Below are 13,377 nucleotides of genomic sequence, written 5' to 3' on the forward strand. Positions count from 1 at the left end.
GTGGAAACTGGGGAAATGTCAGGAGATCAAAGGATTCAACAGCTTGGAGGCGGACGTTCGCCCATCGCTGGATCGGGGATGCGATGAAATCCATTACTGCAGGGGTCAAACGCGACAATATTGTGACCGTGACCCTGAAACCATTGGCGACGAGGCAAAAGCATGCCGTGGTGTCTTATGATTCGCTGGGAAAGCCTTGAATCGCACATGTTCTCATCGTCTGGCCTCCACTAAATATAGTGGGCGCCGCAGCGCCCACCTCTATTACCACAGGTCGAGTCCCGCTTTTGTCCAGCGGACAGAATCATTGCTGATTCGCGCGGCTCGCGACGGAATTCAGCCGCGATGACCCTTGGCGATCGGCTCCTGATAGGTGAAGCCCATGTCCCAGGGGAAGTAGATCCAGGTGTCCTGACTTACCTCGGTGATGAAGGTGTCGATGGTCGGCACGCCCTTGGGCTTGGCGTAGACGCAGGCGAAATGCGCCTTCGGCAGCATGGCGCGGACTTCGACGGCCGTCTTGCCGGTATCGGTCAGATCGTCGATGACGAGGACTGCTTCGCCGCCGTCGACCGCCAGTTCCGGCGCAACGCCCTTGAGAAGGTTCATCTCCCCCTGGCTTGTGTAGTCGTGATAGGAGGCGACGCAGACGGTCTCTATCACGCGGATATTGAGTTCGCGCGAGATGATGGCGGCCGGTACGAGGCCGCCGCGGGTGATACAGACGATCGCCTTGAATTCGCGATTGAGGCCGGCAAGCCGCCAGGCAAGCGCGCGGGCATCGCGATGGAACTGATCCCAGGATACGGGAAAGGCTTTATCAGGAAGGGACATGGCAGCAGGCTCCGGGGCATGGAATAACGACGCGCCGGCGCTACCGGCGACCCTGAGCAGACCCCCGCGGCGGGCGCGGACCATGAACCAAATCCGGAACGCGATTCGCTTGATATCGACTTGAACAGGATTTCATCCAGAAAAGAGCGATATGCCTTTCGGGATCATGTTCCATGGACCGCGCGAACGGTTCCCTGACGGGAATTCTGTCATCGGTCGCTGCTTTCTGCTGGATTTGCGGTCAAAAGGCAATAGCCGCCATGCAGCGAAGCGGTGCAGTTTCCAGTGGAGAACCCTTCGGTTTAAGCTGCAAAGCCGATCAGCGGGCCAGAAGCGTCATCGCCGTCATGGATTGCAGCAATGTCCGCGTCGTGCCGCCGAAGATCATCTGCCAGAGCCAGGAATGCGTATAGGCGCCCATGACGAGCAGATCGATGCTGTTGTCGGCAAGGCGATTTTCGATGACTTGCGATGGCGTGGACTTGCCGGTGCAGGCCGCCGTTTCGAATTTGGCGCGAACGCCGTGGCGCGTCAGCGCCGCCGCAATCTGAACGCCGCTTTCCTTCGAGGGGTGGGTCTCTCTCTCGGATGTGCTGACCGAAAGAATTTCCACGGAATCGGCGGCCTTCAGGAAAGGCAGGGCATCGAAGGTGGCGCGCGCCGCCTCCTTGGAGCCGTTCCAGGCGATCAGCACGCGACGCACGGGTTTCGGCGTGCGCAGGATATAGGGGATCAACAGTACCGGGCGGCCGCTATCGAACAGGAAGGTTTCGACATCGACCTGGTTGTCGGAATATTTCGCCGGGTCCGGTTGCACGGCAACCAGCAGGTCGGCGCTGCGGGCACTTTCGATCAAGGGCTCGGTGCCGTAGCCAACGGTGCTGGTAAAGCTGCGCCATTCATAGTCGAGGCCGGCCCCCTCCATTTTCGTGCGAAACAGCCGCTCGATTTCGACCGCCTGGCTATGGGCGACATCCTGAAGCGCCTGCACGGCGACGGGATCCGGGATTTCCATCGGCGCCACGAGCGGCACGGTCGAGATGATTTCCGCATGCAGGCCAACAATGTGGGCGCCATACTCCTTGGCGAACGCCGCCGCAAAATCGGCGGCGATGCGCGTGTTGTCGGGATTGTCGAGAACGGTCACCAGGGTTTTATAGGACATGACGTGATCTCCCATGCGGAGGGTTGGATCGCTTCATTATATCAGCATTCCGCATCGAAATAATGCGCTGAACCCGTTCCTGGTTCCCCGATAAAATGCACGCCATCGTTGAACGTCATGCCTGGGCGGACTGATTGTCCTTGGCTTTCGACTGTCGAATGGTCTCGATCATCGCGCGCACTTCCGCCGCGACATTTTCAACCAGCTCGGCGGAGCGGGCTCTGACGACAATTTCGGTCGAGAAGGACTGGCCGACATAGCGCGGATAGGAACCGATGCTGGTATCCGGATGGGCTTTCTGGATGATGCCGAGCGGCGTGCCGATCTCACCTTCGCCGTAAGGGCAGGCAATCGCCGTCGAAAGCATGCGCACGCCGGTCCGAAGCGTCGGTATGACATTGTCGAGCATCGCCTGGAAAACCTGCGGCACGCCGGCCATCACATAGACGTTCCCGATGTTGAAGCCCGGTGCTGTCGAGACCGGATTGGCGATGTGTTTCGATCCGACAGGCATGCGCGCCATGCGCTGGCGGGCCTCGGTGAATTCCATCTCGCGCTTGGCATACATCTCAGCCATCAGCCGCATGGCCTCGGCATCGTGCTCGCAGGGCACGCCGAATGCCTTGGCGATGGCGTCGGCGGTAATATCGTCATGGGTCGGGCCGATGCCGCCTGAGGTGAAGACATAATCATACGTGCCGCGCAAAGCATTCAACGCCGATACGATGGCGTCTTCATCATCGGCGACGATACGAACCTCCTTCAGATCGATGCCGGCAAGCAGCAGGACATCGGCGAGATGGCCAATATTCCTGTCCTTCGTCCGGCCGGAGAGCAGCTCGTCGCCGATGGCCAGCATGGCGGCGGTGACAATAGTTTCGTTTGTCATGAAAACATCCGTGAAATTGCGCAGCGGCGCGTTCGCAAAAGGTTCGAAATAGGTAGCGCCGTTTTTCGCGAATGCAAACGGTCGTTTTCACAGTCCCGGGTAGTCGGCTTGAGGCCGCGCAAGTGAATTTTCGTCTATAGAGGATGAACAGTGCGTTCCGGGCATGGGGGCTGCGCGCCCGTCTCATCGCTGATAAAACTTGCTCCGATACTTAACGCGTCCAACAGACAGGAGACGTTCATGGCTAAGGTTCTGGTTCTTTATTATTCCGCTTACGGTCATATCGAGACGATGGCCTATGCCGTCGCGGAGGGCGCAAAGTCCGCCGGTGCCGAAGTCACCGTCAAGCGCGTGCCCGAACTGGTGCCGGAAGAGGTTGCAAAGGCCTCCTACTTCAAGGTCGACCAGGAAGCGCCGATCGCAACGCCGGACGAACTGGCCGAATATGATGCGATCATCGTCGGCGCCGGCACGCGTTTCGGCACGGTTGCCTCGCAGATGCGCAATTTCTGGGATCAGACCGGCGGCCTCTGGTTCGCCGGCAAGCTCGTCGGCAAGGTCGGCTCGGCCTTCACCTCGTCCGCCACCCAGCACGGTGGCCAGGAATCGACCATTCTCGGCTTCATCCCGACCTTTCTGCATCAGGGCATGGTTGTTGTCGGCCTTCCCTATGCCTTCCAGGGCCAGATGGGCACCGAGGAAGTCAAGGGCGGCTCGCCCTACGGCGCTTCCACCATCACCAATGGCGACGGCTCGCGTCAGCCTTCCGAAATCGAGCTGGAAGCGGCAAAGTTCCAGGGTGCCCATGTCGCCAAGATCGCGGCCAAGCTTTTCGCTTAATTCGAGTTTTGTGCATTGAACAAAGGCGCGGCGAAAGCTGCGCCTTTTTCGTCGAGCATATAGGGGTTTATCTTTGGTGCGGACGACGGGGGTCGAACCCGTACAGCCAAAGGCCGAGGGATTTTAAGTCCCTTGCGTCTACCAGTTTCGCCACGTCCGCGTGTCTTTCCCCTTCAAGCACTTGAGCGATTCAGTCAAGGAAATGTTTTTGCAATGGCGGACCAACTTACATTGGTCCGCCGCCGCATAGGGATCATTCGGCGTCGATCAGCTTAGCGCCCCTTGAGAACGGCGACGAGCGCCGGGGTCACCTTTTTCTGCTGGAACATGGCTTTGAAATCGGCGTAGCTTATTCTTCCGGAAACTACGCCTGTCATCAGCCGCTGACAAAAGAGCCGCTTTGCTTCGCTTCTTTGCGATCTCACATAAAACGCGATTTGATCCAGCGTTTCCGGCGGTAGGTGCTGCGACAGGCATTTGGCGATGACTTGCGCACGGGCGCTCGGGCTTTCCTTCATGATCGGGATGCTCTTCTCGAAGGTTTGCTCCTGCGATGTGCAGGAAGCCAGCGCGGCGAGGGTGAAAGCAATGGAAAGCAAGCGGATAAAGCGCATGATGATGGTCTCCCTTGGATGAGGCCGGGATAAGCATCTTTTGCGCGATTTTTCAACTGTAAATGGAATTATTAGGTGAGTTCTGCACTGTGCCTAACAAGCGAAGCCCGCCGGAGCCGAGTGTCGGTACTAGGGCGGGCCTCTAACCATCATCATGATGGCTGTCCCGTATTGGAGACAGGCAAGTCCGCGCTGTCAATTCACAGATTTTGGGGGATATGACGGCAGGAGGCATATATCTTCGACGCCCGGTATCTCGGCAATATCGTGTCGGCAGGTCTGAAACCGCGATAAACAGGCTTTCTTGACTCATATTTCCTGTGTCATAGCGAAGGCGGATTGTGAAGAAGGACGGATAGCCGTGGACAAACAGACTGTTCTCAAAGCCACCGAGGCCATGCGTGGTCTCTTCCCCGTAACGCCGTTGCAACTGAACGAGCATCTTTCCGCTCGCTACGGCGCGGACATTTGGCTGAAACGCGAGGATCTGACGCCGGTGCGCTCCTACAAGATCCGCGGCGCCTTCAATTTCTTCCGCAAGGTGATTGCCGAAGGAGGAACGGGAAAGACCTTCGTCTGCGCGTCCGCCGGCAATCATGCCCAGGGCTTTGCCTTCGTCTGCCGGCATTTCGGCGTGCCGGGCGTGGTTTACATGCCTGTGACGACGCCGCAGCAGAAGATCGACAAGACCCGCATATTCGGCGGCGAATTCATCACCATCAAGCTCTTCGGCGATTTCTTCGACCAATGCTATCAGGCCGCGCGCGATCATGTCGAAAAGATCGATGGCGTCATGGTGCCGCCTTTCGATCATGTCGATATTATCGAGGGGCAGGCGACCGTCGCGGCCGAGATCGCCGAGCAACTGCCTGATGGCGTCGTGGCCGACCGCATTCTTCTGCCTGTCGGCGGCGGCGGTCTGGCCGCCGGCATCACCAGCTATTTTGCCGATCGGCTCGCCCGCGATGCCTTTGTCTTCGCCGAGCCCGCCGGCGCGCCGAGCCTCAGGCGCAGCATCGAGGCGGGGAAGGTGGTGACGCTGACCAAAGTCGACAATTTCGTCGATGGTGCCGCGGTCGGCCGTATCGGCGATCTGAACTTCGCCGCTTTGAAAGGGTTTGCTGCCGAGCAAGTCAAACTCATCGACGAAAACGCCATCTGCGTGACCATCACCGATATGCTGAACGTCGAAGGCGTCGTGCTGGAGCCCGCCGGCGCCTTGGCGATCACCGCGCTGGAGACCCTGGATCGTGAGAGCATCCGCGGCAAGACCATCGTCGCCGTCGTCTCCGGCGGCAATTTCGATTTCGAACGCCTGCCCGACGTCAAGGAGCGCGCCATGCGCTATGCCGGGCTGAAGAAATATTTCATCCTGCGTCTGGCGCAGCGCCCTGGCGCATTGAGGGATTTCCTCAACATGCTCGGGCCTGAAGATGATATCGCCCGCTTCGAATATCTAAAGAAGAGCGCCCGCAATTTCGGCTCTATCCTGATCGGCATCGAGACGAAGAATCCGGATAATTTCAAACAGCTTATCGCGAATTTCGAAAGTTCCGGCATGGGGTATGAAGACATCACCGAAAACGACATCCTGGCAAACCTGATCATTTGACTTTGCGACCCTGCAACCTTCATGCTAAAGGCGATCCATGGCTTCGTTCTTTTCAAATATCCTTTCGATCTTCACCGGCGGCGCGTCGCAGGCGGGCGCTGAAAAGTCTGCCAGCTCCACTGTCAGCGCCGAGCCCCAGGTGCATGCCGGCTGCACGATCTATGCCACGCCGCAGCGCGAGGGCAATCAGTTCCGGCTCATGGGCCGGATCGAGAATGATGTGAACGGCGAGATCCTGGTGCGCAACTTCATCCGCGCCGATGTTTTCACCTCGTCGGACGATGCCGTGGAATCGACCTTCCGCAAGGCGCAGCAGATCATCGATCAGAACGGCGCATCGCTGTTCGGCGACGGCGAAAAGGTCCGACAAGTCTGATCTCAGGCGCCGCGGCAATCTATCTTTCTCCAGAGAGATATTGAAGGCGAGGCGCTGCCTTAATCCAAAGTCGAAGCATGGCAAATGTACATGTCGCGGCAATCGGAATTCTGAGATGCGCCGTCGTATCCCTGAAAAGGAAAGGCCGCCTCGTGCTTTACGCTTCCGGCGGCCTTACTCATGATTTCGCGGCGCAACCCGCACCGGGCGGGCGCCTGGCTAGATTCTTGGCTCAGGCCGTGCGGAATATCTTGGCGCCCGAGGGGGCGTTGACGGCGCCGCCATCGACCGTGATTTCGATCGCCGTGACGTTGGCGGAATCGTCCGATGCGAAATAGAGTGCGGCCTTGGCGATCTCATCGGCTTCGCTCATGCGGCCGAGCGGGCTCAGGCCGCCGAAACGGGCCTCCAGTGCGTCCATAGCTTCCGGCGTTGCTGCCCGCGAATTCCAGATCGGCGTCTTGGTCGCTCCCGGCGTGACCTGGTTGACGCGGATGCCGCGCGGAGCAAGCTCTGACGCCAGGTTGCGGGTCATGGCACGAACGGCGCCCTTCGTGCCTGCATAGGCAGAATAGCCGGGAATTCCGAGCACGGCATGCACGGAGCCGTTCAGGATCACCGAACCACCATCGTTCAGATAGGGCAGCGCTGCCTGCACCGTGAAGAATACGCCGGTGAAATTGATGCGCACGATGGATTCGAATTGCTCGAGCGTGGTCTTGCCGAGCGCGGTCTCGCCGCCAATTCCGGCATTGGCGAAGACGATATCGAACTTGCCAAGCTTCTGTGCTGCCTCGGCGAAGGCCTTCTCCATCGCCGGGATGTCTGTCGTGTCGGCCCGCAGGGCCAGCACGTTGCCGCCAAGCTCCTCGGCGGCGGCTGCAAGGGTCTGCGGATTGCGGCCGGTGATGACGATCTTGGCACCTTCGGCAAGGAAGAGCCGGGCGGTGGCGAGGCCGATGCCGCTGTTCCCGCCGGTAACGACGGCGACCTTGTTCTTGAGACGCATGTTCATAGCTCCTGTTGGCTTTTCTCACGATCTGGATTATGATCGTTCTCTATAAGGATTATGCTCGTAATCCATTTTGTCAAGGCTAAGCGGAAAGGATTCTCGATGGGCCGTTCGCAATTGGAAAAGCAGAAGACGCACGAACGCATCGTCGCGCTTGCCGCTAAGCGGCTGCGGGAGGAAGGATTGGACGGGATCGGCGTCGCCGATCTGATGAAGGAAGCCGGGCTGACCGTCGGCGGCTTTTATAAGCACTTTGCTTCCCGCGACGAGTTGGTGGCGGAAGCGGTGGAATCGGCCGTTGGATCCTGGCGGAAGCATCAAGAGGAAAAAGGCATCGATCCGGCAAGTATTCCGCTGGACGCCTACGTGGACAGTTATCTCAGCGAGCGTCATCGGGATCATTGCGGCGAGGGTTGCGCCTATGCCGCCCTGACGGCAGATATGGCCCGCAGCGGCGACGCCGTCCGCGCGATCGCGACGGAAGGGCTGCGGAAGAATTTCGAAGCGATGACCGCGCGTATGCCTGAGCCGGAAACACGCGAAGCGCGACAGAAGGCGATCATCGCATCCTGCCTCATGACCGGCGCGCTGGGGCTAGCGCGGGTGGCCAACGACGAGGCATTTTCGAAAGAAATTCTGGAGACCGTAAAGCAGTTCGTGAAGGATCTGCCGAACGGCGGGACAAAATAGAAAGGCGGCCGGCAAATGCCGACCGCCTCGAATATCTGCAAGCTGCTGTCGATTAGGCGGCGAGCGCCAGCTCGGCTGCGCGGGCCTGAGCAGCACCGATTGCCTTCTCGACTGCTTCCGGACCGAAAGCAATGCCTTCGATATAGACGGTCTCGACTTCAGTAATGCCGATGAAAGCGAGAACCGACTTCAGGTAGGGAACGGCGTGGTTCAGCGGAGCGGCCGGGCCTTCGGAATAAACGCCGCCGGATGCCAGCACGATATAGGCCTTCTTGCCGGTCGCCAGGCCCTTCGGGCCGGTTTCCGTGTAGGTGAAGGTGCGGCCGGCGCGGGCGATGTTGTCGATCCAGGTCTTCAACGAGGAATAGATGTTGAAGTTGATGAGGCCGGTGCCGATGACCAGCGTGTCGGCGGCAAGCAATTCGTCGACCAACGCGTCGGAAACCTTGACGGCTTCGGCCTGTTCAGCCGTGCGGGCTTCGGCTGGCGTGCGGATGGCGCCGGTGAAAAGCTCATCGATATGCGGCAGGGGAGCGGACGACAGATCGCGGTGAACGATCGTCTTGCCCGGGTTCTGGGCCTTGATCTTGTCGGCAAGCTCGGTCGCGATCTTGGTGGAGAGGGAATCGGACCGCGGGCTGGATGTCAGAAGCAAAATGGAGGACATGTTAGTGTTCCTTGTCAATGGGTTGCGATAGCCGGGTGGGAAGTTCGGCCATGTTTCGCGTCCATAGATAAGTCTTCAGTGCTATCGAGAAAAACTGTGATAATATGGATTGGAATGATCGATAAAATGGATAGCCCATGCTTCCCAATCCAACGCTTGACCAATTGCAGGTTTTTCTGACCGTTGCCGAATCCGGCAGTTTCTCCGCGGCTTCGCGCGTGCTCAACCGCGCGCAGTCGGTGATCAGCTATACGATCGCCAATCTCGAGGCGCAGCTTGAAATGCCGCTGTTCGAGCGCTCTGGCTCACGCCAGCCGAAGCTGACCGATGCGGGCAGGGTGATGCTCGAGGATGCGCGCCGCATTCTCTCCGATCTCCAGGTGATGCGCGCCAGGGTCAAGGGCCTGAAGACCGGGCTCGAGGCGGAGGTCGCCGTCGCCATCAGCGTCATGGTGCCGACCAATGCCACGGTCGACGTCCTGAGAGAGTTCCGTGATCGCTTCCCGTCCGTCTCGCTGCGGCTTGATGCCGGCGAGCTCGGCACGATGATGGAGCTGGTCGCCAGCGGCAAATCGACGATCGGAATCGGCGGCGCGGTCATAAAGCAGGACGATTCCATGGTGATCGAGCGCCTCGGCCACTCCTTCATGATGCCGGTCGCCTCACCTAGCCATCCACTTGCCCAGATCAGACGGCCGCTGACCCTCGCCGACGTGCGAGAAGAGGTGCAACTGGTCGTCACCGATGCTTCGAACCTCACCAAGGGCCGGGATTTCAATGTCCTGTCCTACAAGATCTGGCACCTCAGCGATATCGCGACCAAGCATCAGCTAATCCGCGGCGGCCTCGGCTGGGGCGGGCTGCCGGCGTCGCTGATCTATGAAGACCTGCAAAAGGGCCGGCTCGTGCATCTCGACCTCGACGCCTATGAGCAGGGCGAATATCCGATCTATGCAGTTCGCAAGCTCTCCAATCCCCCGGGTCCTGCGGCGGCCTGGATGATTGAGGCCTTCCGCGACCGCCTGTCGCAATGCCCGGACCGGGTGGATTTCAAGGCTGCCATAGACGTGTTCCGCCCTGACGAAAACCAGCTGGCGGCGGAATGAAAATGGGCGCCCTCTGAGGCGCCCATTTTCATGTGTGGAATGGTGTAACCGATTAAAGAACCAGCCGGAAATTATTGAACCCGTCCGTACCTTCGCCGGCGTCCTCGATCTTCACGCTCTTTACCTCGGCTAGGAAGTCCTTAGCCTTGGGTGAGCTTGGGAATAGGACGGTGGTGCCCGGGAGTGGCTTGAAGGTCCAGTTGCCGTCGGCGGTCGGGTTGATCGTGCCCTGTTCATGGACATAACGGACGATGACGTCGCGGTTGGTGTCCGGGGCCTTGTAGATGACCTTGTCGGCTCCGATTTCCGGGAAATTGCCGCCGCCGCCGGCGCGGTAGTTGTTGCTGACTACCACGAATTTCTGGGCGGGATCGATCGGCTTGCTATCAAATTGCAGGTTCTGGATGCGGTTTGCATCGGCGTTGAGGAGCTTGCCGTCATCGCTGAAGCGGCGCGGCTGCGACACGTCGATCTGATAGGTGACGCCGTCGATGACGTCGAAGTTGTAGGACGGAAAGCTGTCGTTGAGCAGAGCGACATCCTTGGCGCCCGATTGCACCTGGTTGAACATCGCCGCCGACATTTCCAGCCAGTTCTTCACCTGCGCGCCGTTGATGACGACCGCCTGCACCGTATTCGGATAGAGATAGAGATCGGCAACGTTCTTGATGGCGATATTGCCGGCAGGAACGTCTGTGTAGTAGTCGACGCCGTTGCGGCCGCCGCACTTGAAGGGAGCCGCCGCCGAAAGCACCGGCAGGTCCTTGTACTGCGTCTCCTTCAGCATTTGCTTGATGTACCAGACCTGTGCCTGGCTGACGATCTGCACCGACGGATCGTCGGCAACGAGCGCAAAATAAGAGTAGAGCGGCGCCGAAGTCTTGCCGACCGGCGTGCGGACGTAGGTCAGCGTCGCTTCATGCTCGGCCTTGGCTGCTTCCACCACTTCCTTCTTGTCGGCGACGTCGGCGATGACCTTCTTCTTGTCGTCGCGATGGTAGATCGGCCGCGCCTCGGAGGTGAAATCGACGATCTTCCAGCTGTTGCCGTCCTTTTCGAGAAGCAGGTCGATCAGGCCGAGGTGTGAGCCCCAAAAGCCGGCCATGACGGCGGGCTTGCCGTGCAGCGTGCCCTTGACCGGATCGGCGTCCTTGATGCCGTCCCAGGTCTTCGGACCGGGGAAGACGAGATGCTGGTGGCCGGTGAAAACGGCGTCGATGCCGGGAACGGCGGCGACGTAGAGCGAGGCGTTTTCCATCTTGTCGGACGGGGCGCTGCCGTCGATGCCGGAATGCGAGAGAGCGATGACGATGTCGGCACCCTCGGCCTTCATGACCGGCACCCAGGCCTTGGCGGCTTCGACGATATCGCGCGTCTGCGCCTTGCCCTCGAGGTTCTTGATGTCCCAAAGCATGATCTGCGGCGGTACGAAGCCGATGAAGCCGATCTTGACCGGGCTTTCGTTGCCGGCGCCGTCCTTGATCTTCTTTTCAATGATCCGGTAGGGCTTGAAGAACAGATCGTCCTTTGTCGGGTCGGAAGCGAGTTGGCCCTTGGTCAGGTTGGCGCAGACGAAGGGGAAGTTCGCGCCGGCCAGCACCTTGAACATGAAGTCGAGGCCGTAGTTGAATTCGTGGTTGCCGAGCGTGCCGACTTCGTAGCCGAGTGTGTTCATCGCCTTGATGACCGGATGGACGTCGCCGTCCTTCATGCCGTGCTGATAGGCCATGTAATCACCCATCGGATTGCCCTGCAGCACGTCGCCATTGTCGATCAGCAGCGAATTGGTGGCTTCCGCGCGAATGTTATCGATGATCGTCGCGGTGCGCGTCAGGCCCATCGTGTCATTCGGCTTGTCGGCATAGTAGTCGTAAGGGAAGACGTTGACGTGAATATCCGTCGTTTCCATGAGACGCAGATGCGCCTGATTGCCGGCCGCGCGAGCTGCAAAGGGATGCAGCACGATCAGCGCCGCAGTGGCGCTGAGGCCTTGCAGCAGGGTACGGCGCGACATACTGGGCAAATCCAGAATGGAAGACATGGAAGACTCCTTCTACGATGGGGCTATGGTCCCTCGATCATCTCTCGGGCGAGGGAGATTAGGACGATTTTCGAAGGTGTGCACCAGGAATGTGACAGGCTTATTGTGACCGCGCTTCAGAGAGCGCCCGCATGCGGTCAGCGTTTCAGAACCGGCTTTATGTCCTTGTGGAAAAAGCGGAAATAGGAAGCGACCTTTGCCGACGCGTTGGACGAGCGATCGAACTCGATGCCAATGCGGCCATTATGGGCCCAGCGCACGAAACCGTCCAGCAAACCGATATCGTCGCATTCGACGCGAACCTTGCTGCCTGCGGCCGCATAGAGCGGCGACTGCAGATCGAGAGCGATTCCTCTGGCGGAAATGTTGACGACTCGTCCTGCAGCAAGCTTGGTGAAATATCGGACTTGACCCGTCAGCCGGGCATAATGGCGCGGCGAACCTCGCGACTTGATCTTCAGGTTGCCTTGAACGAGAGATTTCGAAAAGGGCTGCATGGTGTTATTCCGGTTCGGACATCTTTTTCAGTCTTTGCATAGCATGCAAGCATTGAAAGATTCTGAGGGTAACCGCTAAAATTGTAGCCGAGCGTCCCGAATCGGTACCACGCGATCAGGGGATTGCCTTGGAGGCTCCAGAAAGGCCTGGCAGATTTTCCGATGTTGGTCGGCCTGCGCGCGACCGGCGATTTGGATACAGCTATTGGAGAGGGCACAGGATATTGCGCATCGTTTCCTTGAATGCATGGGGCGGCCGGCTGCATGAGCCGTTGATGCCCTACCTCGTCGATATCGATGCGGATGTGTTGTGCCTGCAGGAAGTGGTTCGGACACTCGATGCCGAATCCGAATGGCTTGTTTATCGCGACCACGGCGTCGAGCTCCTGCAGCGGGCCAATCTCTTCGAGGAGCTGAAGGCCGCTTTGCCGGCCCATGATGCGTTCTTCTCGCCCGTTGCGCGCGGCGATCTCTTCGACGGCGATCGGCGGCTGCAGTCCGAATTCGGGCTGGCGACCTTTGTGCGCAGGACCTATCCGATCATCGGCCAAGCCGTGGGTTTCATCCATGGCGAATTCTCGGCCGATGGGTGGGGACCGCATCCGCGGTCGCGCAACGCGCATTGCATTCGCCTCTTCGACTACGAGCACGGCTACCCGATCACGATCGCCCAGATGCATGGCCTGCGAGATATCGAAGGCAAGGGCGATACGCCAGCGCGCCGCCATCAGGCGGACGCACTGGTCGAGCTTATCCGCCAGGTCTGGCAGGATGGCGAGCGACTGGTCGTCTGCGGCGATTTCAACGTGCTGCCGGGCAGCGTTACATTCGAAATCCTCGGCAGCCTGGGGCTTGTCGATCTCATCACCTCGCGGGGACATGGCGACACCCGCACCTCCCACTATCGCAAGGAGCCGCGCTTTGCCGACTACATGCTGGTAACGCCGGATATCGAGGTGATCAATTTCGACCCCGTGGCCGAACCTGAAGTTTCCGATCACCGCGCATTGCTGCTGGACCTGCGCTGACTGGGA

General features: G+C 59.3%; 14 protein-coding genes and 1 tRNA gene. 6 read left to right on the forward strand and 9 right to left on the reverse strand.

Features of this window, described 5'->3' with window-relative positions; translation table 11 throughout:
* Positions 1 to 336: 336 nt before the first annotated feature.
* From gpt to AB8B29_RS05530, 3 genes are all read right to left on the reverse strand, one after another.
* Positions 337 to 834, reverse strand: coding sequence for a xanthine phosphoribosyltransferase (gene gpt / locus AB8B29_RS05520; RefSeq protein WP_037199984.1), 498 nt, complete (start codon positions 832 to 834; stop codon positions 337 to 339).
* A 319-nt stretch (positions 835 to 1,153) separates the two neighbouring features.
* Positions 1,154 to 1,999 carry a universal stress protein gene (locus AB8B29_RS05525; protein ID WP_047557873.1) on the reverse strand — a complete coding sequence of 282 codons (846 nt, stop codon included), beginning with the start codon at positions 1,997 to 1,999 and terminating at the stop codon, positions 1,154 to 1,156.
* Between the two features lie 115 nt (positions 2,000 to 2,114).
* Entirely contained in the window at positions 2,115 to 2,888 is a 774-nt protein-coding gene (locus AB8B29_RS05530; RefSeq protein ID WP_113118296.1) for a competence/damage-inducible protein A, read from the reverse strand.
* Positions 2,889 to 3,128: 240 nt separating this feature from the next.
* On the opposite strand from AB8B29_RS05530, the gene wrbA reads away from it, so the two are divergent.
* Positions 3,129 to 3,728: an NAD(P)H:quinone oxidoreductase type IV gene (gene wrbA / locus AB8B29_RS05535; RefSeq protein WP_037199918.1), complete on the forward strand. Its 600-nt coding sequence runs from the start codon at positions 3,129 to 3,131 to the stop codon at positions 3,726 to 3,728.
* 74 nt (positions 3,729 to 3,802) lie between these two features.
* Here wrbA and AB8B29_RS05540 read toward each other — a convergent pair.
* Positions 3,803 to 3,888: transfer RNA gene (locus tag AB8B29_RS05540), tRNA-Leu, on the reverse strand.
* 112 nt (positions 3,889 to 4,000) lie between these two features.
* On the reverse strand, positions 4,001 to 4,342 hold the full coding sequence (locus tag AB8B29_RS05545; protein ID WP_092573652.1) for a hypothetical protein: 342 nt from the start codon (positions 4,340 to 4,342) through the stop codon (positions 4,001 to 4,003).
* 361 nt (positions 4,343 to 4,703) lie between these two features.
* On the opposite strand from AB8B29_RS05545, the gene ilvA reads away from it, so the two are divergent.
* Positions 4,704 to 5,954, forward strand: coding sequence for a threonine ammonia-lyase (ilvA, locus tag AB8B29_RS05550; protein WP_113118295.1), 1,251 nt, complete (start codon positions 4,704 to 4,706; stop codon positions 5,952 to 5,954).
* A 37-nt stretch (positions 5,955 to 5,991) separates the two neighbouring features.
* Positions 5,992 to 6,330, forward strand: coding sequence for an HlyU family transcriptional regulator (locus AB8B29_RS05555; protein WP_439006209.1), 339 nt, complete (start codon positions 5,992 to 5,994; stop codon positions 6,328 to 6,330).
* A gap of 232 nt (positions 6,331 to 6,562) precedes the next feature.
* Here the strand turns inward: AB8B29_RS05555 and AB8B29_RS05560 are convergent, their stop codons facing one another.
* Positions 6,563 to 7,339, reverse strand: a complete 777-nt coding sequence (locus AB8B29_RS05560) for an SDR family oxidoreductase (RefSeq protein ID WP_113118302.1) — start codon at positions 7,337 to 7,339, stop codon at positions 6,563 to 6,565.
* A gap of 105 nt (positions 7,340 to 7,444) precedes the next feature.
* Here AB8B29_RS05560 and AB8B29_RS05565 point away from each other — a divergent pair, with 105 nt between their 5' ends.
* Positions 7,445 to 8,032, forward strand: a complete 588-nt coding sequence (locus tag AB8B29_RS05565; RefSeq protein ID WP_113118294.1) for a TetR/AcrR family transcriptional regulator — start codon at positions 7,445 to 7,447, stop codon at positions 8,030 to 8,032.
* Positions 8,033 to 8,084: 52 nt separating this feature from the next.
* Here the strand turns inward: AB8B29_RS05565 and AB8B29_RS05570 are convergent, their stop codons facing one another.
* Positions 8,085 to 8,699 (reverse strand): FMN-dependent NADH-azoreductase, encoded by a 615-nt coding sequence (locus tag AB8B29_RS05570; RefSeq protein ID WP_037199907.1) that lies wholly within the window; start codon positions 8,697 to 8,699, stop codon positions 8,085 to 8,087.
* Positions 8,700 to 8,836: 137 nt separating this feature from the next.
* Here AB8B29_RS05570 and AB8B29_RS05575 point away from each other — a divergent pair, with 137 nt between their 5' ends.
* Positions 8,837 to 9,805: a LysR family transcriptional regulator gene (locus AB8B29_RS05575; protein ID WP_037199905.1), complete on the forward strand. Its 969-nt coding sequence runs from the start codon at positions 8,837 to 8,839 to the stop codon at positions 9,803 to 9,805.
* 52 nt (positions 9,806 to 9,857) lie between these two features.
* Here AB8B29_RS05575 and AB8B29_RS05580 read toward each other — a convergent pair whose 3' ends face one another.
* Positions 9,858 to 11,846 (reverse strand): bifunctional 2',3'-cyclic-nucleotide 2'-phosphodiesterase/3'-nucleotidase, encoded by a 1,989-nt coding sequence (locus AB8B29_RS05580; protein ID WP_113118293.1) that lies wholly within the window; start codon positions 11,844 to 11,846, stop codon positions 9,858 to 9,860.
* A 137-nt stretch (positions 11,847 to 11,983) separates the two neighbouring features.
* Entirely contained in the window at positions 11,984 to 12,343 is a 360-nt protein-coding gene (locus tag AB8B29_RS05585; RefSeq protein WP_037199900.1) for a PilZ domain-containing protein, read from the reverse strand.
* A gap of 224 nt (positions 12,344 to 12,567) precedes the next feature.
* Between AB8B29_RS05585 and AB8B29_RS05590 the strand changes: the two genes are divergently transcribed.
* The gene (locus AB8B29_RS05590) at positions 12,568 to 13,371 is read left to right on the forward strand and encodes an endonuclease/exonuclease/phosphatase family protein (RefSeq protein ID WP_439006211.1); all 804 of its coding nucleotides are present in this window, start codon (positions 12,568 to 12,570) and stop codon (positions 13,369 to 13,371) included.
* Positions 13,372 to 13,377: the final 6 nt, after the last annotated feature.

The sequence above is a fragment of the Rhizobium sp. 11_C7_N12_5 genome (assembly GCF_051811145.1).
Lineage (GTDB): Bacteria > Pseudomonadota > Alphaproteobacteria > Rhizobiales > Rhizobiaceae > Rhizobium > Rhizobium lusitanum.

Coding starts and splice junctions, on each gene's coding strand:
- AB8B29_RS05560 (WP_113118302.1), bottom strand. CDS start 7,339: ATGCGTCTCAAGAACAAGGTCGCCGTCGTTACCGGCGGGAACAGCGGC.
- AB8B29_RS05545 (WP_092573652.1), bottom strand. CDS start 4,342: ATGCGCTTTATCCGCTTGCTTTCCATTGCTTTCACCCTCGCCGCGCTG.
- AB8B29_RS05565 (WP_113118294.1), top strand. CDS start 7,445: ATGGGCCGTTCGCAATTGGAAAAGCAGAAGACGCACGAACGCATCGTC.
- AB8B29_RS05585 (WP_037199900.1), bottom strand. CDS start 12,343: ATGCAGCCCTTTTCGAAATCTCTCGTTCAAGGCAACCTGAAGATCAAG.
- AB8B29_RS05575 (WP_037199905.1), top strand. CDS start 8,837: ATGCTTCCCAATCCAACGCTTGACCAATTGCAGGTTTTTCTGACCGTT.
- AB8B29_RS05570 (WP_037199907.1), bottom strand. CDS start 8,699: ATGTCCTCCATTTTGCTTCTGACATCCAGCCCGCGGTCCGATTCCCTC.
- AB8B29_RS05555 (WP_439006209.1), top strand. CDS start 5,992: ATGGCTTCGTTCTTTTCAAATATCCTTTCGATCTTCACCGGCGGCGCG.
- AB8B29_RS05525 (WP_047557873.1), bottom strand. CDS start 1,999: ATGTCCTATAAAACCCTGGTGACCGTTCTCGACAATCCCGACAACACG.
- AB8B29_RS05530 (WP_113118296.1), bottom strand. CDS start 2,888: ATGACAAACGAAACTATTGTCACCGCCGCCATGCTGGCCATCGGCGAC.
- wrbA (WP_037199918.1), top strand. CDS start 3,129: ATGGCTAAGGTTCTGGTTCTTTATTATTCCGCTTACGGTCATATCGAG.
- AB8B29_RS05580 (WP_113118293.1), bottom strand. CDS start 11,846: ATGTCTTCCATTCTGGATTTGCCCAGTATGTCGCGCCGTACCCTGCTG.
- gpt (WP_037199984.1), bottom strand. CDS start 834: ATGTCCCTTCCTGATAAAGCCTTTCCCGTATCCTGGGATCAGTTCCAT.